We start from the raw sequence: 25,489 nt of genomic DNA, 5'->3' as shown, positions 1-25,489 counted from the left end.
TCCGGCCCGGGGCTTTTTTCATTCCCCGAGCGTCAGCAGGGTCTGTGCGACAGCCGCCGGGGATGGCCTGGCGGCGATCTCGGTGCGCAGGCGTCCCGCGGCGAGGCGATAGGAATCCTCGGTCAGGACGGCCTCGATCGCGGTCTGCACGGCTTCCGGGGAAACCAGATCGGGCGTCAGCACCTGCGCTGCACCGGCTGCACGGCAGGCGGCGGCGGTGGGGAACTGGTCGGCACCGCGCGGCGACAGCACCAGAGGCAGTCCGTGTGACAGCGCGGCGAGCGTGGTCCCCGCTCCGGCGTGGCACAGCACGGCGTCGCAGCGGGGGAGCAGGGCGGACAGCGAGAGCCATCGCAGGACGAACACATTGGCCGGTACCGGGCCGAGTGCGGCCGGGTCGGTACCGGCGCCGACGGTCACGACGACGTCCGCGCCCGAGTCCGCCAGACCGGCCAGCAGTGGCTCGAACGCGTCCGGCTGGTTGAAGATCGGGACCGTCCCCAGCGATACGTAGACCACCGGCCGATCACCCAGGCGGCGAATCGATTCCGGTAGTTCGTCGGCGACGTGGCCGGAGACGGCGGGCTGGATCGGCTGCGCGATCGCCTTCGCCACGCCGAGGTCGGGTTGCAGACTCGCCGGGACCGGATCCAGATAGCCGTGGCGGTACAGTCCGGCATGCTCATCGACGTCGAGACCCGCCGAATGCCACAGTGGCGCAACCCATTCCGCCATGGCCGCGACCAGTTCTGGCTCGAGCATGAGGCCGGTGCCGTAGGTGATCGACGGTACGCCGAGCCGCGCCGCCAGGATCGGGGCGGCCAGATCCACCGGCGCGTGCAGCACCAGATCCGGCGCGAAGGACGCGGCGATCGCGAACAGGTCGGGCAGCTTGCGTGGGGCCATGATCTTCGAGAACATCACCGCCCCGATGCGCCACGGCTGTGTGCCGGCCGAGAACTCCGGCAAGGTCACGGCCTCGGCCGCCGCATCCGGGCCCGCCTCCGCTACGGGTAGCCCGGCGCTGCGCACCCGGGCGGCGAGTTGCGGGGCCGTGGCGATCAGTACTCGGTGTCCGGACGCCTGCAGGGCTGCGGCCAGCGGCGCTACGGGCGCGAACACGCCTTCCATGGGTGTCGTTGCGATGAGAATGCGCATGTCTACCGACCCTCCCTCGGTATAGCGAACTATATAGTGAACTATAGATAGGATGACGGGTATGTCAACCGCGTCCCGCGGCGGTGGCCGCCGCCGAGCCACCCGCCGTCGCATTGCCGAGGCCGCCGCGCTGCTGTTCGCCGAACGCGGCTATGCCGCAACGACTCTGCAGGCCATCGCGGATGCCGCCGGGGTGCATGTGCAAACCATCTACCAGGCGTTCGGCACCAAAGTGGGGGTGCTCGCGGAGACCGCGGCCGTCCTGGTCGCCGGCCCCGACGAGGACGCCTCGACCCCGCCCCCGGAGCGCGCCTGGGTCCGCGAACTGTTCGCCGAACCGAACCCGGCCCGCCAACTGGCCCTCTACGCCGCCCACATGCGCACGGTCTCCGAGCGCTACCTCGGACTCCTCGACATCATGCGCGTCACCGCCGCCGTCGACCCCGAAGTAAGCGCCTTCCTCGCCGCCGCCGAACAGGGCCGCTACGACGGCCCTCGCCACATCACCCCGCAACTCGCCGCCAACGGCGCACTCAAACCCGGCCTGACCGCCGAACGTGCCGCAGACATCATGTACGCGCTCACCGCCTACGACGTCTACCGCTCGCTCATGATCGACCGAGGCTGGACCGGGTTGGAAACCGAACAGTTCGTCTCGGAAACCCTCGTGGCAGCGCTGCTTCCGATGCCGGGCCAGACCTCGCCCCGGGACTGAGAAGCGGCCCGGCGCCATTTGGTTCCGGGCCGCTTCGGCATGGTCTGGGCGCTACCGCCTCACAGCGCCTCCGCGATCAGCTTCGCGAACGCCTGTCCGCCACGGGCATTGGGATGGAACGGCGCGGCCGGGGCCGCGGGTGCCAGCGGCTCGATCCAGCGGTCCTGCGGGGCGGCGCACGCATCGTGTCCGATGCTCGCCGGGCGCAGGTCGACGAAGGTCGCGCCGTGCGCGGCGGCCTGCTCGGCGATGCGGTCGCCGAGACGGTCGATGGTGGTCTGGAGGTAGTCGGCGTCGCGGGCGGTGATGGGAGTCGCGAGATCCGGGCATCCGCCGGGCCGCAGGTATTCGCCGTAGCTGGTGATCATGATGCGCGCTCGCGGTGCGCGGCGGGCGATCTCGTCGAGGGTGGCGCCGATGGTGGCCGCGGCCGCGTCCACCTTGTCCGCGAGTTGGTCGCCGCCGCCACCGGTGAAGCGGTCGACGCAGGCGCGAGTGGTGTTCTGCGGCACCGGGTTCAGGCAACCGATCAGGTCTTGGAACAGCCCGGCGTCGTTCGCGCCGATGGTGAGGGTGACCAGATCGGTGTTCGCGCTCAGGGCGTCGTACTGCGGTGTCGCGCCACGTCCCCAGCCGGGACCGGCCTTGTCGAAGTCCTGGGCCTTGGCCCCGGAACAGGTCGCGTTCCGGAAGTTCCGGATGCCGATTGTGGCGGCCAGTCGTGCCGGATATCCGTTGTCGACCGACTGCAGGCAACTGGCCGAGTCGCCGTTCTGGGCGGGCACCAGCGGCCCGGCCGCGAAGGAGTCGCCCAGGGCGACGTACTCGACATAGTCCTGCGGGGCCGCGTCGGCTGCCACGGGTGTCATCAACATGGTTGCGAGGGTCGCCGCCACGGCGGCGCTGCCGGTCAATGCGGAACGCATGGGGCCTCATCTCGATCGAATGATATCTGTGCGAACGTACAGATTAGGAGAATCTGTGCGAATGTACAGGTTTTTCGGGTGAATCGGTGCGTGGCCGGGGGATTCGAGAGAGTTAGGGGCCGACGCGCCGCTGCAACAGCTGGTCCGCCGCGTCGCGTTCGGGCCCCGCGAGATGCGGCAGCGTCAGCGCGCGCAAGGCGCGGTGCAGGGAATCCGCTTCGACCGCGCGGGTGCGCGGCCGGCCGAGGCGATGCAGCAGGAAGCCGTCGATCATGGCCACCATCTGCCCCGCGGCCTCGTCGGGGTCGTCGGCGCCGCACGCGCGCAGCACCCGCGCCGCGAGCGTTTCGAACTGCTCGAGCGCCTGGGTCACCGGCCCTTCCAGCTCGGGTCGCCGCCCGGCGTCCAGATACAGCTGGAACTGGGCGATCACCGCGGTGCGCGATCGGGCCGCGGTGGTCGCGATGAGGCGCAGCAGTTCGTCGAGGGTGGGCCGATCCGCGAGCGCGCGCTCGAGCATCGGGCCGAATTCGGCGATGCGGTCCTGAACCTGCAGCGCGAGCGCCTCGTCGATCAGGTCCTGCACCGAGGCGAAGAAGTATCCGGTCGTCGCCCCCGGCAGTTCGGCGCGCGCGGCCACGCGTCGATGCGTCACCGCTGCGGGCCCCTGCTCGGCGATCAACTCCAGGGCGGCGCGGACCAGCGCTTCACGCCGTAGCCGGCTGCGTTCCTGTCGTGGTTGCTCGCGCGCGGGGCTGCCCATGCCTCCCAAACCTTTTCGGTGCACAGGCCTCCGAATGCTGTGCGAATGCCCAGATTCTAATGCCTCTGCCGCGCGCCTTCCGGTATCGGTTGTCAGCCGTAGAGCTGGACGAATCGCTCCATCGACCGTTCGATGTCACCGCGCAGGGCGCGCGCGACCGCCGACCCGATCGGACCGAACAGCGGTGCCCCGCCCAGCTCGAGGTCGGCGGTGACCTTCGACCCCGTGGAACTCGGCGCGACCCGCAGTTCGATGCCGAACTTGGTGCCGCCGATGCCGGAACCGTTGAGCACCAGCCGGTTCGGCGGTTCCGCGGTCTTGACCGTCCAGGTGACGCGGTTGCGGAAGCCCTTGACGGTGGCGACGCCGATGAGCCGCGTGCCGGGTTCCAGGTTGTCGGGAAGCCGGCCGCGCCAGCCCTCGTGCAGGGTCAGCCACTTGTCCAGTTCGGGCAGGTCGGAGGCATGCGACCACGCCTTCTCGGGCGGGATCGGGACGTCTACGGAAACCTTCAGCTTGGCCACGGGGCCGATAGTATCTGTTACAGGCTGTAGCGGCTGATGGCGCGTCGGGGACCGGAGACAATCGTGTCCGATCCCCGGGTGAATACTGAGCCTTGGAATCGCTTCACGAACGACACCGGATCGTCGAAGGGATCGCATGATGGCCACGGATTCGACCGGGGAACCGTCCTTCCACCCGTATACGCACCCCGCGGCCGGGTGGGGCGCGGCCAAGAGCGTCACCGCATTCCTGGCCCGGGAGGGTGAGGGCATCGCGGGGCCGCGCGCGGTCATGAAGATGAACCACGAGAACACCGGCTTCGACTGTCCGGGCTGCGCGTGGCCCGATGACATGAAGGGCCTGCACCTCGACATCTGCGAGAACGGCATCAAGCACGTGGCGTGGGAGATGACCCACAAGCGTGTCGGCCGGGAATTCTTCGCCGCCCACACCGTGACCGAGCTGTCGAACTGGAGCGAGTTCGAGCTGGAGAACCAGGGCCGGCTGACCGAGCCGATGAGTTACGACCCGGGCACCGACCGCTACCTGCCGATCTCCTGGGCTGACGCTTTCGAGCTGGTGGGCCGGTCCTTGCGTGAGCTCGCCGATCCGAATCAGGCCGCCTTCTACACCTCCGGCCGGCTCGGCAACGAGGCCACCTTCCTGTACCAGCTGCTGGCTCGGGAGCTGGGCACCAACAATTTGCCGGACTGCTCGAACATGTGCCACGAGGCCAGCGGCCGCGCCCTGCAGGCCGCGTTGGGCACCGGTAAGGGCACCGTCGACCTGGTGGATTGGGAGGCCACCGATGCGCTCTTCATCCTGGGCGTCAATGCCGCCTCGAACGCGCCTCGCATGCTGACCTCGTTGGTCGAGGCGCACAAGCGTGGAGCCCAGATCGTGCACATCAATCCCTTGGTCGAGGCCGCGGCCCGCAAGGCGATCATCCCGCACGACTTCCTCGAGATGGCGACGTTCCGGGCCACGCCGACCAGCACCCTGAACCTGCAGCCGCGCATCGGCGGTGACATGGCGCTGTTGCGCGGGATCGCGAAAGCGGTACTGGAACAGTCGAAGTCGGATCCGAAGGCGATCGACGCCGAGTTCATCGACCGCTACACCTTCGGGTTCGACGACTACCGCGCCGTGTGCGAGGCGACCTCCTGGGCCGAGATCGAATCCCGGTCCGGCGTCAGCGCGAAGGATATCCGCAAGGCCGCCGACATCTACCGGGTCGCCGACCGCAGCATCGTCAGCTGGTGCCTGGGCGTCACTCAGCACGAGCACGGCGTCGACACGGTGCGCGAGATCGTGAATCTGCTGCTGCTGCGCGGCAATCTGGGCCGGGAGGGTGCGGGCCCGTCCCCGGTGCGCGGGCACAGCAATGTACAGGGCAACCGCACCTGTGGCATCGACCACCGGCCCGCCCCGGCGTTCCTGGACCGGCTCGCCGAGGTGTGCGGCATCTACCCACCCCGCGAGCACGGGCTGGACACGGTCGCCACCATCGAGGCGATGGCGGCGGGACGGGTGCGGGTATTCGTCGGTATGGGCGGCAATTTCGCCATCGCGGCGCCCGACACCGCGTATACCTTCGAGGCGCTGCGCAACTGCGAGCTGACGGTTCAGGTCAGTACCAAACTCAATCGCAGCCACTTGGTGCACGGGCGGCGCGCCCTGATCCTGCCGTGCCTGGGGCGGACCGAAAAGGATATGCAGCGCAGCGGAATTCAATCCACCTCGGTCGAGGATTCGATGAGCATGGTGCACCTGTCGACGGGTATGAAGCGGCCCGCCTCACCGCATCTGTTGTCGGAGCCCGCCATCATCGCCGGCATCGCGCAGGCCGCGTTGCCGGGCAGTCGTACGCCGTGGCAGGACTATGTCGAGGACTACGACCGCATCCGCGACACCATGGCGGCGGTCCTGGACGGCTTCGAGGACTTCAACCGGCGCGTGCGGCTGCCGCTGGGATTCCGGATCCGCCAGCCCGCAAGGGAACTCGTCTTCCGCACCCCGTCGGGCCGTGCGGAATTCTCCGCCGCCGCCCTGCCCGAGACGCGTGATCTCCCCGGCGCGCTGACCTTGGCGACGATGCGCTCGCACGATCAGTGGAACACCACCATCTACTCTGACAACGATCGGTACCGAGGCATCAAGAATCTGCGAACACTTGTCTTCATGAACGCCGAGGACATGCGTGAGCGGCAGCTGCGCGAGTTCGACGAGGTCGACATCACCAGCATTGCTCGTGACGGATCAACTCGTAAGTTGTTGCGCTACAAGGTGATTCCGTACGACATTCCTCGCGGCTGCGCGGCCGGCTACATGCCGGAGATGAACGTGCTGTGCGCGATCGGCGACTTCAGTACCCAGAGTGACCAGCCCATCATGAAGAACCTCACCGTGCGGGTGGAGCGGTCCGAACCCTGAACTCGGAGACCGCCTCCGGTGTGCGCGGCCGCGTGAGCACGGCGACCGCCACACCGACGGTGACGCCCAGAACGGTGTCGGTGCCCCGGTCGAGCAGTAGCCGGACCGGATCGGCGGGCGCCGCCAGCTCGGTCATCACCATGATCAGCGGCGTGAAGAAGCCCAGCGCGAGCGCGTAATTGCGGGCCATGAACAACTCGGTCGGGAACAACAGCACCAGCACCGAAACTCCCAGCAGCCACGGCGGCGGATGGGGCAGCAGCAACAGCGCGGACGCACCCAGTCCGACGAAAGTCCCCGCCACCCGCTCCACCCCGCGCAGCACCCGGCCGCGCGAATCGCCCGCGGCCAACGGCACGGCGGCGGCGGCCATCGCCCAATTGGCATGAGCCACACCCAAAGCCACGCCACCCGCCCCGGCGATGGCGACCGCGAGCGCATACCGCCCCGCGTGCCACAACTCCTCCCGTGCGAATACGCGCTGCCCGGTTGCCGCGATCGCTGCCTGCCGCGCCCCGCGCGCAGTCGCCGGCTGCTGAGCAGTGTGTGCCGCCACCGTCTGCTGGGTGGTGCGGGCCGCCGCGCGCTGCTGCGCCCTGCCTGCAGTCGCGGACTGCTGGGCAGTGTTTGCCGCCACCGTCTGCTGGGCGGTGCGAGCGGCCGCTTCCTGCTGCGCCTCGCGTGGGGTCTCTGTCGGCTGCGCAGGGCATGCCACCGCCGCCTGGCTCGCAGGTGGTGCCGTCTGCCTGGACGGGCCTCCCGAATCCGTGTGCAGGGTGCCGAGCAGCACGCACAGTGCGGCAGTGGCCGTATATAAGGACAGTCCCGCCAGCGGTGTGCCGGTGCCCGGGAGAATCGCCGCCACCGCACCGAGCGCGAACAGCCCGAAGAAGGGTCCGGCGGGGCGCAGCCCGGCCCGGTCGGCCACCAGGGAGGCGAGCGCGGCGAAGGCGGTCTCGACGAGGACGAGGGTGATCGGCCGGGCGTGCGTCCGGGCCAATGCGCCGCCGATCACCACGCCCGTGCCGAGCACGGTGGCCGCGACCAGTTGCTGCCGCACTCGCGGCCCGCGGCTGTACCCGCGGCCGTACATCCCGACGAACGAGCCGAAGGCCGCGAACACCAACATGTCGGTCCGGCGCGCCAGCACCAGCATCGCGCCCGGGATCGCCAGTCCCAGGGCGACGCGCAGTGCGTAGTGGTGATCGTCGCCCCGCGGCGCGATGGACAGCAGCTCCCGGATCAATCCCCGCCAGGGGTGTGCGGTGGGTCTGTGAGGGTGCACCGCGGTTCTCCGATCGTCGCGCGGGCCGCTCCCGGTAGCTGGTGGAGGTGGAAAGCGCACCAGCGCAAGGGAATACGGTGTGGTTCCCGACGATTCCGGTCGGAGTGAGGGCGTTCGCCGCTTCCAGTGTGCGCGATGGCCAATGCCCTGATCAAACGGTCTTTCGGATGGCCCGATAGGCCGCGCCGATCACCGCCGGTCGACGTCCGCGTCGATCGGTGTGGAGCGCGCCGATTCGGTCAGCGCCCGCGTCAGCACCGAGACCGGTTCGCCGGCCCGGGTGACCATCGCGACCGTGGCCCGGATTGACGGATGCTCGAGCCGCAGGACTCGGGTGTCCGCCGGCGGTCGCATGGTGCGCAACCAGGTCGCGGGGATGATGGTGGCCCACCGGCCGGTGGCGACCTGCCCGATCAGGGTGGCCACCGAATCGGTTTCCAGCTGCGGGTTGGCGGTCAGGCCCTGGGCGGCCAGGGCGTCGTCGATCAGTTGCCGTCCCCGCATCCCCGGAGTGAGCAGACACAGCGGCAGTTCCACGACATCGGCCCATTCGAGCGGCTCGGTTCGGCCGGTCAGTACATCGTTGCCCGCGAGCAGCACCTGCTGTTCGCGGTACAGCGGTGTCACGGTCAGTCCCGAGGTGTCCTGGCCGTCGGGGTAGACGACCCCGGCGTCGAGTTCGAATCGTCGCAGCCGATCGACGATATCGGCCGACTTCAGTCCGGTCTCGAGGCGCACCTTCACGAGTGGATGTTCGGCGCAGAACGGATCGGTGAGCAGGGCTACCGTCGCCGCGGCGGCGGGAATGACGCCCAGGCGCAACTCCCCGGTCAGACCGGTCTGCAATGCGCGCACTTCGTGTTCGAGCGCGTCGCGGTCGGCCAGGATCCGCCGTGCCCACAACACGAGCCGCTCGCCTTCGGGCGTGAGTCCTTCGAAGGTGCGCCCTCGTGTCACGAGCGGCACTTTCAGTTCGCTCTCGAGTTTGCGGATCGCTTCCGACAGGGCCGGTTGTGAGACGTGACAGGCTTCCGCGGCCCGGGCGAAGTGACGCTCGCGCGCGAGTGCGACGAAGTACTCGAGCTGGCGGAACAGCATGCCCTATTCGACCACGGCGCTAGACCTCGTCGTCGATCTCCTCGCCGGCGGCGTTGATGCCGAGCATGTCCAGCAGATACTTGCAGTCCGCGGCGTCGAGGGCGTGACCTGCGACGGTGAGCGCGGCCATGGCGTTCTGCTTCGCGCAGGCGGCCTTCTCGGCGGCGCGTGCCGCGGTGAATTCGCTCTGTTCGTGGACGAGTGTGGTCTTTCGGGCGTTGGTCATGTGATCGCTTCCGGTGCCACGCCGGGTTGCCGTAACCGAATGACTCAGGCCAACTCCGTCTAGGGGTCAGCCTACGGGGTGCGCTCTGATTACTCAGTAAGCCCTCAGGCAATTCGGGAGCGGTGTCCGGGTTTCGCCCGTTGAATGGGTAATGCTGGTCGACAGCACCCGTGAGACCGAGCCCCAGGAGGTCGGGTCGTGCACACCGAAGCCATCGAGGTGGGAGATGCCTGGGCCGCTGACGCCGAGGCGCGGTTGCGGCTGGATCGGGTGGCCGGGGCCGGGGTGAGCCGCGTGGGCCGGCGCACGGTCAATGCCGACGCGTTCGCCACGTTCAGTGACGCGGCGAGTGGTCGCAGCGCCTTCGTGGTGGCCGACGGGTCGGGGATCATCTGGCGGCGGCCCGGGCGGCGCGGCTGGCGGCCTCGATCGCGGCCCGCGTCGCGGTGGAGCGAGGTGCGCGGGCCGGCATTCTGGCGGCGCAGCACGGTCTGCTGGCGGAACTACCCGAGTCCAGCGCCGACAGTGTGCTGGTGGTCGCGGTGCTGCCGAGTCAGGGGCAGCCGGATGGTCCCGGCGATATCGCGTGGGTCGGCGACTGCCGGGCGTATCGCTGGAACGGCCGGGTACTGCATCGCATGACCACCGATCACACGGTGGCCGAGTATTTCCGCGCACGCGGGCACGACCCGCTGCCCGGCATGCGTCATCTGGTGACCACGTCGGTGCGGACCGTGCGGCCCGCCGATATCGGGCACACGGCGACGGGGTCGAGTGCGGGGCGGCTGCTGCTGTGCAGTGACGGCGTGGGCAAGAAGCTGGGTATGCCGGTCGTCAAGTCGATCCTGGCCCAGGGATCCTCGCCGGGTCAGGCGGCGGAAGGCCTGGTCGGTGCGGCTCTCGGGCGGGGTGGCACCGACAATACGACGGCGTTGGTGGTCGACGCGATCCGCTGAGCGCGAAGGTGTTTCACCGAATTTACATCTACTGGACGGGTGACCAGGTAGCTTGGTCCGAAATCGGAACTGGGCAGTATCGGGGTTCGCCGTGGCAGACAGATCGACATCCATCCGCGCTCGTATCGGCGGCGTACTCCGGGCGCGCCGGGCATCGGCGCCCGCACGGGTCCTGATCGTCCTGCTGCTGGTGGTGCCGACGCTCGTCTCGGCCGTCTACATGTGGATCATGTGGGACCCGGAGCTGTACCTGAAGCAGATTCCCGTTGCTGTCGCCAGTGACGATGTCGGCGGCGTCTCCGACGGCAAGGCTCAGAACATGGGCACCGAGATTCTCGACACCCTGGTGTCGGGCGGTGAGCTGCAGTTCCATCGGGTCAGCAGCGAGGAAGCGGTGCGCGGCCTGCGCGAGAGCCGGTACGCCTTCTCGGTCGTCATCCCCGCCGACTTCACCCGCAATGTGCTGAGCGTGACCGATCCGGTGCCGCAGCGCGCTCGAATCGCGGTGTGGTACAACGACTTCAACGGCACCCTCGGCCCTGCTGTGGCCAACAGCGTGGTCGCCGACGCCCAGAATCAGATCGCGGCCACCATCGGTCGCGGCTATGCCTCTCAGATCCTGGTCGGCGTCAACAGTCTCGGTGCGGGCATCGGCGACGCTTCCAAGGGCGCGACCCAGCTGGCCCAGGGCACCGCGCAGCTCGCCGACGGCTCCGGGCAGCTCTCGACCGGACTCGACCAGGCCGCCACCGGCGCGGCGCAACTGGTCGCCGGAACCGGTGAACTCCACACCGGCACAGTGCAACTCGCCGACGGAACCTCGCAATTGGTCACCGGCACCGATCAGCTCGGCGCGGGCGCGGTCCAGATCCGCGACGGCGTGGACCAGGTCGTGACGCCCCTGCTGGACGCCCTCGAACCGGCCGGAAAGTTCGCGACCGATCTGACCCCCTTGCTCGACCAGCTGAGCAAGAACGCCGATCCGGACCTGGCCGACGCCATCACCCAGCTGAAGGGTCTGATCACCCAGGTCCGTCCCGGCGATCCCGACTCCATCGTCGGCCAGCTCACCCAATTGCGCGACGGCACCAAGGAATTGGCCCGCCAGCTCACCGACCCCAAGGCCGACTACCGCGCCGGCGTTCTCGCCTTGGCCACTGGCGCCACCCAGTTGCGCGACGGCGCGGGGCAGTTGGGCGCGGGCGCGACCGAACTGTCCACCGGACTGCGTCAGCTCGCCGACGGCGGCCACGAACTCCGCGCGGGTGTCGGCCAATTGGGTGACGGCGCAACCCAACTCGACACCGGCCTGCGCGACGGCGCCGCCGCCGCACCCCACATCACCGACCCCACCACCTCCGCCGACGTCATCGCCCAGCCCGTCACCATGGACATCCGCAATCAGGAACCGAGCCAGGTGGTCCGCGGCGGCGACCGCAGCCACAAGGACGTCTCCCGCGGCGCGGGCCCCGTCCTGGTGGTGATGGGCGCCTTCCTGGCGGCCATCGTCCTGTGGATGTTGTTGCGCCCGTGGCGCGGCGCCGAGACCGGCCGCACCCCGTGGCGTCGCTCCGCGGGCCCGCTGCTGCGCGCGTCCGCGGTCGGTGCTGCCGGTGTCCTCGTCGTCACTGCGCTGGCCGCGCTCTACGGCAGCTCGGTCGGCTGGTCCCCGCAGCAGTGGCCGGCCATGGCCGCCGTGATCGTGCTCGTCGCCGCGGTCGCCGCTGTTACCACGCAACTCTTCATCGTCCTGTTCGGCCGAGTCGCCGGCTCCATCGCCGCCTTCTCCTTCTACATGTTCCAGATCTTCACCTTCGGCGGCGTATTCCCCGCGGGCACAACGCCATCCGCGTTCCGCCCCTTCAAGGACATCGCCCCGATGACCTTCGCCCGCCGAGCCGTCATCCGAGCCGACATCGCCCTCTACGACACCATGTTCTGGACCTCGATCGCCGTCCTACTCCTCATGCTGGCCGCTGCTTTCGCCCTCATGCTCGCCGCCCGCCGCTTCACCTCCACCCCCGCCCCCGACCCCACCCCTCAACCCCTGCACCCGATCGCCTCCTCAGCCTGAAAACCACCCCTGATCGGCCGATTAGGTACATCTCCATCCCCCTGTGTACGGTTGTGTTACCCGACGCGGGGTGGAGCAGCTCGGTAGCTCGCTGGGCTCATAACCCAGAGGTCGCAGGTTCAAATCCTGTCCCCGCTACTACGAAGAACGGCCCTGGAACCACTGGTTCCGGGGCCGTTCTTCATGCGGCGGTCTCGCTCAGCGAGATCGATCCGAACGTGTTCTACCCGGCGGGGCGATATTCGCGTCCATGGACAACGACACCGCTGCCGTCATCGGCTTGCTGCACACCTATGCGGATGCCCTGGATAGACGCGACTGGGCCGCGCTGGACGACGTGTTCGCCGCCGATGTGCGTGCCGACTACGCGGGCTCGGAAATCCGGACCGGGGCAGGTGATCTGGTGGCGATGATTCGGGGCTATCTCGACAACTGTGGTCCCACGCAGCATCTGATGGGCAACGAGCGTGCCCGGATCAGCGGCGATCATGCCACCGCGACGGCGAAGATGCGTGTTCACCACGTGGCGGCGCACGCGCCGGACCTTACCTTCGAGGTTTTCGGCTGGTATCACGCCGAGGCTCAGCGCACCGCTGACGGGTGGCGGATCATGGCCTGGCGGCAGGAAGCATCGCATCATGTCGGCACCTTCGAGGTCTTCGCGCGTACCTGATCGGAGCGCCGCCCGGGCGCCCATTTCTGTCGGTGGGTCGCCGTAGAGTTGCTCTCATGAGCGTTTCGATGTTTCGGCGCGCAGGACCCGATGAATTCGGTTGCGCTGCCGGTGGTTCGGATAGCACTGTGATGGGCGTAGGTGATGCACGTGCAGGGTCATGGGGAGTGGCCCTCCGGGGGGAAGGAAAAGATGTCATGAACCGCAAGATGATTCACGGGGGGCGTCGTGGCCCCAGGTTCGCGAAGAGCAGTTTCAGCTACGGTGGCGGCGATTGTGTGGAGGTCGCGTACCACGAAGGGCAGATCGCTGTGCGTGACTCCAAGGACCGGCACAGCCCCACACTGTGGTTCACGAAGTCCGAGTGGCGAGCGTTCACCTCGGGAGTCCGGGCCGGCGAATTCGACTTCGCCGACTGATGGAAAGGTGGTGTCGCAGCGAATTCGCTGCGACACCACCACCCCCACGTGCGGCCGACCCCTCGACGGCCGCTGGAATCAGGTCAATGGGTTGCGATGCGGTGGATTTCGTCCCGAATCTCGGCGAGAAATCTGCGGGCATCGTTGTCGTGTAAGGCCATTCGACTCAAAGCCACCCAACGGCGGCGGTGAGCCTCGACGAGTTCGGGTCCGCGCGTGACCAAGCTTCCGGGGATCGGTTCCGCGGAGGCGAGCGCGTGGTCCTCGTTCTCGTAGATGACGAAGCCGTGCGGGATCGTGGTGCTCGCCTCGACGTCCTGCGGAATCACCCCGACGGCGACGGTTTCGAGGGTCTCGATCGAGATGATCCGGTCCAGCTGGGCGAGCAGCACGCGATGTGGTCCGGGCCGAAAGCGCAGGGCCGCTTCGGTTATCAGGAACTCGAATCGCTTCGCCGGGTCGTACAGCACCCGCTGGCGATCCAGACGCGCGGCGAGCGCCGCGGCCAGCGCGTCGGGCGCATAGGGTGGATCGAAGGTGGCGAACACCCGGCGGGCGTAGTCGGCGGTCTGGAGCAGACCTGGCACCAGCGCGGGCTGGAAGTTCCGCACGATCTGTGCGTCCTCCTCGAATGCCCGTACGTCGTCCTGCAAATGCGGCCGCTCCGCCAGTGACGCCGCCCAGTCGTGCACCTCGGGTGTGTGCGCCGCCTCGGTGAGCGCGCGCAGCGCTTCCTCGCAATCCGCGTCGGCCCCAACCGCTTTCGCCCAGTCGAGCACCTGCGGCAGCGGCGGAACCATCCGCCCGGCCTCGATCCGGGACAGCGTCGACTGGCTGATCCCCACCCGTTTGGCCAACTCCCGCCCCGAGATTCCCGCCATGTCCCGCAACCGGCGCAGCTCCGCAGCCAACTGCTGGCGCGGGCGTGACTGGCGCACAGCCGAATTCGCGGCCATCGCCACGTTCGGCGCTGTCGCGTCCGCTGCCGGTTGATTCACTGGAAACATGATGATTCAGATCGAATCATTTCGATTCACGAGAGTCAAGACTCAGTTGATCTTGCCCGCCTGCACCCGCCGCCGCGCGGTCCCCGAACCCTGGCTCCGGCCAGCGATTTTGCCTGTAGGCGCCAGCTGTGTAGTGTTGTGTTCACCCGACGCGGGGTGGAGCAGCTCGGTAGCTCGCTGGGCTCATAACCCAGAGGTCGCAGGTTCAAATCCTGTCCCCGCTACTAACGAAGTAGCCCGGAACCTTCTGGTTCCGGGCCATTTTCGTTTCGGCAGGCCATCGGAGATGCTGCCGGTCTGTCCAGGTCCGGTCGACGTACCCGGTCCGCATGCCGCGCTGGGGGAGATGCCCGGGAGCAGATGCATGAACCACATCAGCAGGCCCGTGAACACCACTGTCGTTCACGCACAGTGAAACTCACCTGGGGTCGGGCCCGCCCCTGTGCGAGGGCGGGCCCAGCCGTCAGGACGAGGGTGCGACGCAGCGGAAGCTGGCCGCGGACGTCGGGTCGCCGTCGCCGTTGTAGCGGGAGACGAACGGGAGACGGCAGATGTCGCGTGCGACCGTCTGGCCGGTGGCGGTGGTCAGGTCGGCCCGCAGGACATCCGGCGCCTGGCCGTGCTCGACCCACTCCGTCAGGGCGGTCAGGTCGTTGCTGCCGGTGAGGGCACAGTGCGCGACGCCCGGTGCCAGGAAGACGCGGTAGAAATCGTCGACCTTGGCGGTGCCGCCCATCAGCGCGTCCACCCGGTTGCGATAGTCGATGGTGCCCGCGGTGGGGATCAGCTGGTCGGCGTCGCCCTGCCAGGTGATGATCTTGCCGCCGGCGTCGCGGAACGCCGACAGGTTCGGGTCGGCGGTGCCGATGATCGAGTCGAACTCGGAGCGGGCCTGCTGGAAGATCTGATCGAACTGCGCGTAGGTGAGGTTCGCGGTGTCGAAGGCGGGCTGCTTCTCCACGAACGTGGCGACCCACTGGGCGGGGACGGGGAACGGCGAGCCCACGGTGACGCCGTCGGGGCCGGTGGTACTGGCCGTCAGGTTGCTGAAGTCGGCGCCGATCGGCAGGCCGTACCAGAGCCGGCGGCCGTTGCCGTCCCGTGGACCGTCCCAGATCTTGCGGACCACTTCGGCGTCGGCCTCGCTGATCGTGCGCTCCTTTCCGTCGCACACGACCTTGGTGCCGATCAGGCTGCGCGGGTTGAAGTTGCATCGGCCCGGGTCACTGATCAGACCGTCGGCAACGCCGTCCTGCGGGTCGCAGGCCTTGACCGCGGCCTGATTGAACGCGTTGAACTCGCACGCGGTCGGGTAGGTGTGCGCCTCCTTCGTCACCACCTGCGGCCAGAGTGTGGCGACCTCGAACTGATTCCAGTTGATGGCCGGGGCATCGGCATTGATGCCATCGAAGTCGGTCGGGTACTTCGTGGCCTCCATGTAGCCCTGTCGTCCGCCGGTGGAGCAGCCGTTCCAGTAGGTGTAGGACGCGGCATGGCCGTAGACCTCGTTGACGACCTGCTTGCCCACGACGGCCAGCTCGTGCACCGAGCGGGAGGCAAAGTTCTCCAAAAGCGCGGTGTTGATCCGACCGCTCGAATTCAGTGCCCAGCTGCTGTCCAGACCGGTGGTATCCACCCCGGCGTCAGTGGTTCCGGTCGCGTAGCCCTGCTTGACGGCCGTGGCCACGCTGCCGATGTTCCCGGCGGCGTAGGCGGCGCCGCCGACCGCCTGGAATCGGCCGTTCCAGCCGGACTCCGGCAGCCAAACCTGCAGCTTGGCATGGTCGTTCGCGCCGGGGTGGGTCAGCGTGACCGTCACTTCGCAGTGCGCGGGGACATCGGGCACGGGGTAGCCGCCCAGCGGCGGGGTCCCGGGGACCTGGAACGTTCCCGCGGGGACCGTGGTCGCGGTCAGGGACTCCACGGTGGCGCCGGCCGGTGCGGGTATCTGAAATGTATTGCAGTTGAACGCGTTCGCGTTCGCCGGAGTGGTGGGGGAATCGTCCGACCGGTCCACCAGTGCGTAGATTGCGGCGGCGCCTGCCACCGTGACACCGGCGGTCGCGAGTGCCAGTACTCGTCGTTTCAAGATCTCTCCTCAGTTGGAATTGCACCCACTGTGTCCGGCGTGCCACCACCGACACATCAGTCAGATGACGCTCGGCCGACGTAATTCGGGTGCACGCCGTTGACCTCGTCCGTACTAGGACCGCCGCAGCAGATCTGCGGCGCGTTCGGCGATGGCGTAGACCGTCGCGTTCGTATTGGCCGACGGAATCGCCGGTATGACCGAGCCGTCGGCGATCCGCAGCCCGGTCAAGCCGCGCACCCGCAGTTCGGAATCCACGACGGACGATTCGTCCTCACCCATGGCACAGGTGCCGACCGGGTGGCAGTAGGAGCCGAAATTCCGTCGGGCGTAGTCGCCGAGCGCCGTTTCATCGGTGACGTCGAGCCCAGGCGCGATTTCGGTGACGCCCCATCCGGCGAGCGCCGCCGAACCCGCGATCTCGCGGGCGGCTTCGATGCCCGCCACGACTACCGCGACATCGGCTGCCTCCGTGAAGTATCCGGGGTCGAGGACCGGCGGTGCGGCGGGGTCCGCCGAGGTGATGCACAAGGAACCTCGGCTCGCGGGAAGCATCGGTGAGACCCCGATGGTGAAGCCGTTCGGCACCGCCGCAACGGGATTGGGCAGCGGGATATCGATGAAGATGACCTGCACATCCGGCCCCGTCAGGTCGGGATCGCTGCGCAGCAGGCCGATGACCTCGCCGTGATTCGCCCGCGGCGTCGGCACCAGCCGCCGGGAACTGTGCACCAGGTTGATGCGGGGATGGTCGTGGAGATTGCGGCCCACCCCGGCCAACGGGTGTGCCACCGCTACGCCCGCGTCCCGCAGTACGGATTCCGGTCCGATGCCCGAGCACAGCAACAGTTGTGCGCTGCCGATGGTCCCCGCGGTCAGGACGACTTCAGAAGTGGCGGTGGCGCGGTGGATTTCACCGGCCGCCCGGTATTCGACCCCGGTGCAGTGCTGACCTTCGAGGAGCAGCCGCTGGGCGAGCGCGCCGGTGATGACGCGGAGGTTCGGTCGTCCCAGCGCGGGCCTGAGGTAGGCATCGGCGGCGCTCTGCCGTTGTCCGGCAACGATATTGAGGTCAACCGGGGCGAAACCGTCCTCGAGTCCGCCGCTGATGTCGGTCGCGCGCGGGAATCCGACTTCGATCGCGCCGGCCAGGCAGGCGCGCAGGATCTCATTGGGTTCGGTGGCCGGGCCGACGGTCAGGGGACCGCCGGCGCCGCGGCCGGGCGCGCCGCTCACGGCGGTCTCGGTGCGCTGGAAGTAGGGCAGCAGATCGTCGTAGGTCCAGCCCTCGGCGCCGTGGACATTCCAGCCGTCGTACGAGGTGTGATGACCGCGCGCGAACACCATGGCATTGATGGCCGACGAGCCGCCCAGTCCCTTGCCACGCGGCAGCGGCACCGGTGTGCCCGAAAATACCTGTGGCACAGTGTGGTCGCCCCATCCGGCCGGTGAGTTGGCGAGCGTCGGCCAGGACGGGGGATGCGCGACCGCATCGGGCAACACCGCATCCCCGGCCTCCAGTAGCAGCACCCGCAGGTTCTCGTCCTCGGTGAGCCGGGCGGCGAGCACGCAGCCCGCGCTACCGCCACCGACGATGACGAAGTCGTAGGCATCAGAGGAAGGCATGTAGTTCATAGACACCGTGTTCATGGACAACGTGTTCATGGATTCCACCCTTGCGGCGGGCCGCTGACCCCCGCATCCGTCAGCCGACGCTGATCGCGACGTAGGTCGTCGCCCGGCGAGCACGTACGTCGACGCCACCGTCACCTGACGGATGTGCGACCCGGGCTCCGGCGGCGACAGTGGTATCGCACCGCTCGAACCCACCTGCTGGAAGGACGAAATCCCATGGTCGACAATGGATATGGTCGTAGGTGTCGCGCCACCCGGGCCGCCGCCGCACTCGTGGCCGGTGTCGCGGGCCTCGGCCTCGCCGTCGCCTGCACCGCGAACACCGTCACCCATGCCGGTCCCGACGAGGACGCGCCGCGACCGACCATCGTGCTGGAGCACGGCGCGTTCGCCGACGGATCCAGCTGGAACGATGTGATCGCCAAGCTGAGCAAGGACCGGTATCCCGTGGTGGCGGCGGCCAACCCGCTGCGCGGTCCCGCGAGTGACGCTGCCGCGCTGCGCAGCGTGATCAGCCACATCGACGGGCCCGTCATTCTGGTCGGGCATTCCTACGGCGGCTCCGTCATCAGCGCGGCCGCTGCCGGAAACGACAAGGTCAAGGGGCTCGTCTACGTGGCCGCGTTCCTGCCCGCGCCCGGCGAGACCGCACTCGAACTGACCGGCAAGTACCCCGGCTCGACGCTTCCCGGCACCTTGAATCCGGTGCCGTTCACCACTGCCGACGGAAGCACCGGCACCGACCTCTACATCCAGCAGGACAAGTTCCGCGCCCAGTTCGCGGCCGATGTTCCCGTGGATCGCGCCGCCCTCGCCGCCGCGTCGCAGCGGCCGATCGCGCAGTCCGCGCTCGAGGAGAAGGCCACGGTCGCCGCCTGGACCGAGAAGCCCAGCTGGGACATCGTCACCACCAAGGACCTGAACATTCCGGTCGAGGCGCAGCGGTTCATGGCCGACCGCGCGCACGCGAAGGTCACCGAGGTCGACGCCTCGCATTCGGTCGCCGTTTCGCATCCGGATGTGGTCGCCGAGGTGATCGAGCAGGCCGCCGCGGCCGCGCACTGACCCGAAACCCGACCATCACAGGAGAACACGATCATGGATATGAAACTGGAAGTCGTCGTGCTGCCCGTCGCGGACGTCGACCGAGCCAAGGCGTTCTATGCCGATCAACTCGGATTCCGCCTCGACGCCGACTTCACGGTGGACGACGGCTACCGTGTGATCCAGGTGACCCCGCCCGGCTCCGCATGCTCCCTCATCTTCGGAACCGGAGTCACCGCCGCCGCGCCCGGTTCGCTGGATGGCCTGCATCTCATCGTCAGCGACATCGAGCAGGCCGTCGCCGAACTCACCGAACACGGTGTCGTCGTGGACGGACCGTTCCGAGACGCGAGCGGCGTCTTCCACCACGCCGGAACCATCGACCGCGTCGCCGGCGCACATCCGGAGCGTCGCAGTTACGGTTCTTTCGCCGCCTTCCACGATCCGGATGGCAACGGCTGGTTCCTGCAGGAAATCACTCAGCGCGCGCCCGGCCGCTGACCCCGAAGCCCCGAAAGCACATCATGTCTGACGAGAACATCCAGACCTACGACGTCATCGTCCTGGGGGCCGGGCCGGTCGGCGAGAATGTCGCCGACCGCACCAGCGCCGCCGGACTCAGCACCGTCATCGTCGAATCCGAACTGGTCGGCGGCGAATGCTCGTACTGGGCTTGCGAACCCAGCAAGGCGCTGCTGCGGCCCGCTCTGCTGTACGCCGAGGCCGCGCGATTCCCGGGTGTCGCGAACGCCGTCACCGGATCGCTCGATGCCCGAGCGGTTTTGAAACACCGCGACCGCATGGTCGGCGACTGGAACGACCAGGGCCAGGTCGAATGGCTCGAATCCGCCGGCATCGCACTCATTCGCGGCCACGGGCGACTCGACGGAGTCCGGCAGGTGACGGTCGAGACGCCCGACGGTGGCGCCGTGCGCTTGCGCGCCCGGCACGCGGTCGCGGTCTGCACCGGTACTCGCGCGGCATTGCCGCCGCTGCCGGGCCTGGACACATTGCGGCCATGGACCAGTCGGGAGGCCACCAGCGCCTCGGACGTGCCGCGCCGGCTCGCCATCCTGGGCGCCGGGGTGGTCGCGGTCGAAATGGCCACGGCCTGGCGGGCTCTCGGCTCCGAGGTCGTCCTCATCGCCCGGGAGCCGCGGCTGCTCACCCGCGTCGAACCCTTCGCCGCGGACCTGGTGGCCGAACGGCTCCGGGCGGCGGGCGTCGAAGTGCGCTTCGGCTCGGGCATTGCGACCGCCGAACGAGCGGGTGGACCCGATGACAGCGTGCACCTGAGCCTGGACGACGGGGCCCGGATCGTCGTCGACGAACTGCTGCTCGCGACCGGACGCGCACCGCGCACCGATGACATCGGCCTGGACACAGTCGGTGTGGCCTCGGGGGAGTGGCTCACCACCGATGACACCTTCACGGTGACCGCGGTCGAGGGCGAATGGCTTTATGCCGTAGGCGATGTCAATCGCCGGGCGCTGCTCACCCATCAGGGCAAGTACCAGGCGCGGATCGCGGGTGCGGTCATCGCCGACCGAGCGTCCGGTGGGGAGCTCGACACGTCCCCGTGGGGACGGCACACCGGCACCGCTGATCTGGTCGCCGTCCCGCAGGTCATCTTCACCGATCCGGAGATCGCCGCCGTCGGCCTCACCACCGAGGACGCGGCGCGGGCGGGCCGCACGGTCGATATCGTCGACTACGACATCGGCCGGGTCGCCGGTGCGCTCCAGCATGATCCGGACTATCGGGGCCGCGCGCGCATCCTCATCGATCCCGAGCGCGGGGTGATCGTGGGGGCCACTTTCGTCGGTGCGGGCGTGGCCGAACTGCTGCATTCCGCCACCATCGCCATCACCGGCGAGATCACCCTGGACCGGCTCTGGCACGCGGTGCCCTCGTTCCCGACCATCAGTGAGGTGTGGTTGCGGCTGCTCGAGACCTATCGGGATCAGCGTGCGAAATCCTAGTTGGGCCGCCCGGACGAGCGTCGTATGACCGTCGGAGATTACGTCATCCGACGCTCGCCGCCCGGGCTCGGCGGTCCCTAGCGTCGGAGCTATGACGACGACCACATTTCAGCTCGGAGGCGGAGAAAACGAATGATCACCTACGACCGGCTCTACGTCGGCGGTTCGTGGACCCAACCCAGCGAACCGGCTCTGCTGGAGATCCTCTCGCCACACGATCGATCGCTCATCGGCCGAGCTGCGCAGGCGCAACCCGCGGACGTGGATCGCGCGGTGGCGGCAGCGCACGCGGCCTTCGAAAGCCGGGTGTGGCGCGACACCGCACCCGCCGAGCGGATCGCGCTGCTGCGCCGGTTCAATGAGCTGCGCGAGGAACAGGCCGACCGGATCGCCGAGCTCATCACCGCCGAGAACGGTTCCGCCGCCTGGTTCACCAAGGCCGGTCAGGCCGGTCTGACCCGGCAGGCGAACGCCTATCTCGTGGCCGCCGAGAATTTCGACTGGGAGCGCACCCTCACGCCGTCGGACCCGGATACGCGGGTGCGCAGCGTGGTACGGCGCGAGCCGGTCGGCGTGGTGGCGGCGGTGATCCCATGGAACTCGCCCTTCTCCTCCGCGACATCGAAGATCCTGCCCGCCCTGCTCACCGGAAACTCGGTGGTGCTGAAGGTATCTCCGGAGAACTCGCTGAGCATGGGCGTGCTGGCCGAGCTGGTGGATCGCATCGGCCTGCCGGACGGGGTGATCAGTGTGCTGCCCGCGGAACGGGAGACGAGCGAGCACCTGATCTCTCATCCGCTGGTGGACAAGATCGCGTTCACCGGCTCGACCGATGCCGGTCGCCGAATCGCGACGGTCGCGGGTGAGCAGCTCAAACGGGTCAGCCTCGAACTGGGTGGCAAATCGGCGGCGGTGATCCTGCCCGACGCCGATCTGACCGCGGTCATGAACGGCCTGAAGTTCGGTTCGCTGCTGAACAACGGGGAGTCGTGCATTGCCCAGACGCGGATCCTCGCCCCGAACTCCCGCTACGAGGAAATCGTCGCGGCGCTGGCGGCGTTGGTCGAGTCCTTGGCGGTCGGTGATCCGCGCGACCCGGAGACCTTCGTCGGACCCATGGTCCGCGGTGATCAGCAACAGCGGGTCCGCGACTATATCGAGGTCGGCATCGCCGAAGGCGCGCGCCTGGTCTGCGGCGGCTCGCAGCTGCCGCCCGGCGTGCCGGACGGCTTCTACGTCACACCAACGGTTTTCGCCGACGTGACGCCGGACATGCGCATCGCGCGGGAGGAGATCTTCGGTCCGGTCCTGGTCGTCATCGCCTACGACGACGTCGACGATGCGATACGCATCGCCAATGACTCCGAATACGGGCTCTCCGGCGGCGTGTGGTCGGCGGACGAGGACGCGGCCGTGGCCGTCGCCCGGCGCATCCGGACCGGCACGGTCACCATCAATGGTGCGCCGGTCGGATTCGACGGTCCCTTCGGCGGATTCAAGGCCAGCGGGATCGGCCGGGAATACGGGGCCGTCGGCCTGGGCCAGTACACCGAATACCAGACGATCACCGTCTGACACCGCTGGTAGGGTGGTCGCGTGCTCATCGAGGAAGTCGACAGACTCTAGCCGCCCAGTCGAAGGCGGCGCTCTCCTCGCACATTTCTCTCGGTGACCTGTTTCGAAAAACAGCCCGAGGCATTTCGGCGCCTTCTGCCTTCGTCTGCTTCCGCAATCTCTGGAAATCACGCGGCCCGCTCGTTCGCGAGCAGGAAAGAGTCGACGACCCATGTCCACATCCATGCAATCAGCGATCACCCTGAAAAACCTGTCCTTCGAATGGCCCGACGGAACCGTCGCGCTCTCCCGGCTCAATGGGACCCTGACCACCGGGCGCACCGGTCTGGTGGGGCGCAACGGCTCCGGCAAATCGACCTTGCTGCGATTGATCGGCGGCATCCTCAGGCCGACATCAGGACGTATCGAAACCACCGGAGAGGTGGGATATCTACCGCAGACGCTCACGCTGGGCCGCGACGCCACCATTGCCGAATTGCTCGGTATCGCAGGCAAACTCTCGGCCCTGCGCGCGATCGAATCCGGTGCGACGGGGGAGGTGCACTTCGAGACGATCGGTGACGACTGGGACATCGAGGCCCGCGCCGAGGAAGCGCTGCACGACATCGGTTTCGGTGCGGCCGATCTCGACCGGAAGGTGGGAGAGATCTCGGGTGGCGAAGCCGTGCTGGTCGCGATCACCGGGCTGCGCATCCGGCGGACGCCGATCACTCTGCTCGATGAGCCGACCAATAATCTCGACCGCGAAACCCGTGCCAAGCTGGCCGAATTCGTGGCCGGGTGGCCGGGCACCCTGGTCGTGGTGAGTCACGACCTCGAGTTGCTCGAGCATATGGATTCCACCGCGGAACTCCACGGTGGAAGGCTGGAGGTGTTCGGCGGACCCTACAGCGTCTGGAAGCAGCACCTCGAGGAGGAACAAGCGGCGGCCGTGCAAGCGGCCCGCACCGCCGAGCTGGCCTTGAAGGTCGAGAAACGGCAGCGCATCGAGGCCGAGACGAAGCTGGCCCGGCGGGAGCGCACCGCACGTGCTACCCAGCGGGACGGCGGCATACCGCGCATCCTCGCGGGCAACCGTGCCAGTAGCGCACAGGATTCCGCGGGCGCTTTGCGTACCACACTCGACGCGAAAGTGATTGCTGCCCAGGAGGCTTCGAACGCCGCGGCGAGCCGGGTTCGCAGGGAGGAGCACATTCGTCTCGAACTGCCCGATCCCGGGGTGCCGCGCAGCCGCCGGATCGCGGAACTGCGCGACGGTGACCGGGCCATCATCATCCAGGGCCCGGAGCGGGTCGCCCTGGTGGGGCGCAACGGTACGGGAAAGTCGACCTTGATCGAGAACCTGATCAGCGGTCGCGATCCGGAGCGCGGCACGGTGTTCACCGATCGGGTCGGATATCTGCCGCAACGTCTGGACGGGCTGGACGAGCAGGCCGGTGCGCTCGAGAATGTCCACGCGGTGGCCGCCGCTACCGCGCCGGGCACGATCCGCAATCATCTGGCCAGGCTCCTGTTGCGCGGCAGCGGCGTCGAACGGCCGGTCTCGACACTGTCGGGCGGTGAGCGTTTCCGAGTCTCCCTGGCGCGCTTGTTGTTCGCCGATCCGCCGGCGCAATTTCTGATCCTCGACGAGCCGACCAACAATCTCGACATCGCCAGCGTGGACCAGCTGGTCGAGGCCCTGGCCGACTATCGCGGCGCGATACTCGTCGTCAGCCATGACTATCCGTTCCTGCGCAGAATCGGCATCGAGATGGTTCTCGAACTCGGTACCGACGGCGGCATTCAGCAACGCGACTCCCTCTAGACAGCGAACCGCCGGACCCGGCTGTGCGGCCGGGCCCGGCGGTCTGCGCAATGTTCAGAGGTGGTCGGCGTCGATGATCGCCTGGGCGAACGGGTGCGGCGCTTCCTGCGGGACGTTGTGCCCGATGCCGTCGAGCACACGGTGTTCGTACTTCCCGGTGAACTTGGCGCGGTAGCCCCTCCCGTCCTTGGCGGCTCCGTCGAAGTCGCTGCCGATCGTGATGGCGGGCACCGAGATTGCCGGTCCGGTGGCGAGCTGCTGCTCGTAGGCGTCGTATTGCGGTTCGCCCGGGGCCAGGCTCAGGCGCCACCGGTAGTTGGAGATGACGATGTCGACCTGGTCGGGATTGTCGAAGGCGGCGGCGCTGCGGTCGTAGGTGGCGTCGTCGAAATTCCAGGCCGGGGAGGCGCGCTTCCAGATCAACTTGTTGAAGTCGTGCCGATTCCGGTCGTAGCCGAGGCGGCCGCGTTCGGTGGCGAAGTAGTACTGGTACCACCAGCCCAGTTCGGCCTCGGGCGGCAGTGGCTGCTGCTGGGCCGCCTGCTGGGTGATGATGTATCCGCTCACCGCGACCATGGCCTTGACCCGCTGCGGCCACAGTGCGGCGATGATGTCGACCGTGCGTGCGCCCCAGTCGAATCCACCAAGCACGGCCTTGTCGATGTGCAGGGCGTCCATGAAATCGACGATGTCGCGCGCGATGGCCGACTGCTGCCCGTTGCGGGCGGTCTGCGCGGACAGGAAGGTGGTCTGGCCGTAGCCGCGCAGGAACGGGACCAGTACCCGGTAGCCGGATGCGGCCAGCAGCGGGGCGACATCGGCGTAGCTGTACGCGTCGTAAGGCCAGCCGTGCAGCAGGATCACGGGTTGCCCGGTGGCGGGGCCGAATTCGGCGTAGGCGACCGAGAGGACGCCGGCGTCGATCTTCTTGATGGGGCCGAGGCTGGTGTTGTCTCCCGATCCCGCTCGTAGTGCCGCGCCGGGCGTGCTGTTCGCGGGTGCGCCGGCGGAGTCCGTGGAGCAGGCGGTGAGGGAAGCCGCGGCCACGCCCGCCGCCAGCACTCCGGCGAACAGTCCGCGTCGGTTGATGTTCATGCCATTGACGCTAGGCAGCGCACCG

22 protein-coding genes and 2 tRNA genes are annotated in these 25,489 nt (G+C 68.2%); 13 read left to right on the top strand and 11 right to left on the bottom strand.

The window, feature by feature from the left end; translation table 11 throughout:
* Window positions 1-18: 18 nt before the first annotated feature.
* A complete protein-coding gene (locus ACYVKL_RS13470; RefSeq protein WP_379162913.1) occupies window positions 19-1,158 on the bottom strand; it encodes a glycosyltransferase in 1,140 nt (379 codons plus the stop codon).
* Window positions 1,159-1,219: 61 nt separating this feature from the next.
* Here ACYVKL_RS13470 and ACYVKL_RS13465 point away from each other — a divergent pair, with 61 nt between their 5' ends.
* Complete coding sequence (locus ACYVKL_RS13465) at window positions 1,220-1,873, top strand: TetR/AcrR family transcriptional regulator (RefSeq protein WP_379162910.1); 654 nt, start codon at window positions 1,220-1,222, stop codon at window positions 1,871-1,873.
* 59 nt (window positions 1,874-1,932) lie between these two features.
* On the opposite strand, the gene ACYVKL_RS13460 is transcribed toward ACYVKL_RS13465, so the two are convergent.
* From ACYVKL_RS13460 to ACYVKL_RS13450, 3 genes are all read right to left on the bottom strand, one after another.
* The gene (locus tag ACYVKL_RS13460; RefSeq protein WP_379162907.1) at window positions 1,933-2,799 is read right to left on the bottom strand and encodes an SGNH/GDSL hydrolase family protein; all 867 of its coding nucleotides are present in this window, start codon (window positions 2,797-2,799) and stop codon (window positions 1,933-1,935) included.
* Window positions 2,800-2,911: 112 nt separating this feature from the next.
* Window positions 2,912-3,562 (bottom strand): TetR/AcrR family transcriptional regulator, encoded by a 651-nt coding sequence (locus ACYVKL_RS13455; protein WP_213559820.1) that lies wholly within the window; start codon window positions 3,560-3,562, stop codon window positions 2,912-2,914.
* A 92-nt stretch (window positions 3,563-3,654) separates the two neighbouring features.
* Window positions 3,655-4,086 carry a type II toxin-antitoxin system Rv0910 family toxin gene (locus ACYVKL_RS13450; protein WP_379162903.1) on the bottom strand — a complete coding sequence of 144 codons (432 nt, stop codon included), beginning with the start codon at window positions 4,084-4,086 and terminating at the stop codon, window positions 3,655-3,657.
* A 139-nt stretch (window positions 4,087-4,225) separates the two neighbouring features.
* Between ACYVKL_RS13450 and ACYVKL_RS13445 the strand changes: the two genes are divergently transcribed.
* Window positions 4,226-6,499 (top strand): FdhF/YdeP family oxidoreductase, encoded by a 2,274-nt coding sequence (locus tag ACYVKL_RS13445; RefSeq protein WP_379162900.1) that lies wholly within the window; start codon window positions 4,226-4,228, stop codon window positions 6,497-6,499.
* Here ACYVKL_RS13445 and ACYVKL_RS13440 read toward each other — a convergent pair.
* From ACYVKL_RS13440 to ACYVKL_RS13430, 3 genes are all read right to left on the bottom strand, one after another.
* Entirely contained in the window at window positions 6,468-7,784 is a 1,317-nt protein-coding gene (locus ACYVKL_RS13440) for an FUSC family protein (protein WP_379162897.1), read from the bottom strand. The two genes, ACYVKL_RS13445 and ACYVKL_RS13440, sit on opposite strands and share 32 nt — an antisense overlap.
* A gap of 189 nt (window positions 7,785-7,973) precedes the next feature.
* The gene (locus tag ACYVKL_RS13435; RefSeq protein ID WP_379162894.1) at window positions 7,974-8,882 is read right to left on the bottom strand and encodes a LysR family transcriptional regulator; all 909 of its coding nucleotides are present in this window, start codon (window positions 8,880-8,882) and stop codon (window positions 7,974-7,976) included.
* 19 nt (window positions 8,883-8,901) lie between these two features.
* Window positions 8,902-9,108: a hypothetical protein gene (locus ACYVKL_RS13430; protein ID WP_213559824.1), complete on the bottom strand. Its 207-nt coding sequence runs from the start codon at window positions 9,106-9,108 to the stop codon at window positions 8,902-8,904.
* Window positions 9,109-9,554: 446 nt separating this feature from the next.
* Between ACYVKL_RS13430 and ACYVKL_RS13425 the strand changes: the two genes are divergently transcribed.
* The 5 genes from ACYVKL_RS13425 (at window position 9,555) to ACYVKL_RS13405 (ending at window position 13,230) form a co-directional block, all read left to right on the top strand.
* Window positions 9,555-10,064 carry a PP2C family protein-serine/threonine phosphatase gene (locus ACYVKL_RS13425; protein WP_379162891.1) on the top strand — a complete coding sequence of 170 codons (510 nt, stop codon included), beginning with the start codon at window positions 9,555-9,557 and terminating at the stop codon, window positions 10,062-10,064.
* Between the two features lie 91 nt (window positions 10,065-10,155).
* Window positions 10,156-12,138: a YhgE/Pip family protein gene (locus ACYVKL_RS13420; protein WP_379162888.1), complete on the top strand. Its 1,983-nt coding sequence runs from the start codon at window positions 10,156-10,158 to the stop codon at window positions 12,136-12,138.
* Between the two features lie 64 nt (window positions 12,139-12,202).
* Window positions 12,203-12,276 (top strand) — tRNA-Met (locus tag ACYVKL_RS13415).
* Window positions 12,277-12,388: 112 nt separating this feature from the next.
* On the top strand, window positions 12,389-12,811 hold the full coding sequence (locus ACYVKL_RS13410; RefSeq protein WP_379162885.1) for a nuclear transport factor 2 family protein: 423 nt from the start codon (window positions 12,389-12,391) through the stop codon (window positions 12,809-12,811).
* Between the two features lie 197 nt (window positions 12,812-13,008).
* On the top strand, window positions 13,009-13,230 hold the full coding sequence (locus ACYVKL_RS13405) for a DUF397 domain-containing protein (protein WP_379162882.1): 222 nt from the start codon (window positions 13,009-13,011) through the stop codon (window positions 13,228-13,230).
* A gap of 83 nt (window positions 13,231-13,313) precedes the next feature.
* Here ACYVKL_RS13405 and ACYVKL_RS13400 read toward each other — a convergent pair whose 3' ends face one another.
* On the bottom strand, window positions 13,314-14,228 hold the full coding sequence (locus tag ACYVKL_RS13400) for a helix-turn-helix domain-containing protein (protein WP_379162879.1): 915 nt from the start codon (window positions 14,226-14,228) through the stop codon (window positions 13,314-13,316).
* 159 nt (window positions 14,229-14,387) lie between these two features.
* Here ACYVKL_RS13400 and ACYVKL_RS13395 point away from each other — a divergent pair.
* Window positions 14,388-14,461: transfer RNA gene (locus tag ACYVKL_RS13395), tRNA-Met, on the top strand.
* A gap of 239 nt (window positions 14,462-14,700) precedes the next feature.
* On the opposite strand, the gene ACYVKL_RS13390 is transcribed toward ACYVKL_RS13395, so the two are convergent.
* Both ACYVKL_RS13390 and ACYVKL_RS13385 read right to left on the bottom strand, forming a co-directional pair.
* Window positions 14,701-16,326, bottom strand: coding sequence for a tannase/feruloyl esterase family alpha/beta hydrolase (locus tag ACYVKL_RS13390; RefSeq protein WP_379162876.1), 1,626 nt, complete (start codon window positions 16,324-16,326; stop codon window positions 14,701-14,703).
* Window positions 16,327-16,440: 114 nt separating this feature from the next.
* Window positions 16,441-17,991, bottom strand: coding sequence for a GMC family oxidoreductase (locus ACYVKL_RS13385; protein WP_379162873.1), 1,551 nt, complete (start codon window positions 17,989-17,991; stop codon window positions 16,441-16,443).
* 186 nt (window positions 17,992-18,177) lie between these two features.
* On the opposite strand from ACYVKL_RS13385, the gene ACYVKL_RS13380 reads away from it, so the two are divergent.
* From ACYVKL_RS13380 to ACYVKL_RS13360, 5 genes are all read left to right on the top strand, one after another.
* A complete protein-coding gene (locus ACYVKL_RS13380) occupies window positions 18,178-19,026 on the top strand; it encodes an alpha/beta fold hydrolase (protein ID WP_379162870.1) in 849 nt (282 codons plus the stop codon).
* A 33-nt stretch (window positions 19,027-19,059) separates the two neighbouring features.
* Window positions 19,060-19,506 (top strand): VOC family protein, encoded by a 447-nt coding sequence (locus ACYVKL_RS13375; protein ID WP_379162867.1) that lies wholly within the window; start codon window positions 19,060-19,062, stop codon window positions 19,504-19,506.
* Between the two features lie 23 nt (window positions 19,507-19,529).
* Window positions 19,530-20,987, top strand: coding sequence for a dihydrolipoyl dehydrogenase family protein (locus tag ACYVKL_RS13370; protein WP_379162864.1), 1,458 nt, complete (start codon window positions 19,530-19,532; stop codon window positions 20,985-20,987).
* A 132-nt stretch (window positions 20,988-21,119) separates the two neighbouring features.
* Window positions 21,120-22,562 carry an aldehyde dehydrogenase gene (locus tag ACYVKL_RS13365; protein WP_379162861.1) on the top strand — a complete coding sequence of 481 codons (1,443 nt, stop codon included), beginning with the start codon at window positions 21,120-21,122 and terminating at the stop codon, window positions 22,560-22,562.
* Window positions 22,563-22,773: 211 nt separating this feature from the next.
* Window positions 22,774-24,369, top strand: a complete 1,596-nt coding sequence (locus ACYVKL_RS13360) for an ABC-F family ATP-binding cassette domain-containing protein (protein ID WP_379162858.1) — start codon at window positions 22,774-22,776, stop codon at window positions 24,367-24,369.
* A 54-nt stretch (window positions 24,370-24,423) separates the two neighbouring features.
* On the opposite strand, the gene ACYVKL_RS13355 is transcribed toward ACYVKL_RS13360, so the two are convergent.
* Entirely contained in the window at window positions 24,424-25,464 is a 1,041-nt protein-coding gene (locus ACYVKL_RS13355) for an alpha/beta fold hydrolase (protein WP_379162855.1), read from the bottom strand.
* Window positions 25,465-25,489 lie beyond the last annotated feature (25 nt).

It is taken from the genome of Nocardia tengchongensis (assembly GCF_054781395.1).
This window is presented reverse-complemented; position numbering and strand designations above follow the sequence as displayed.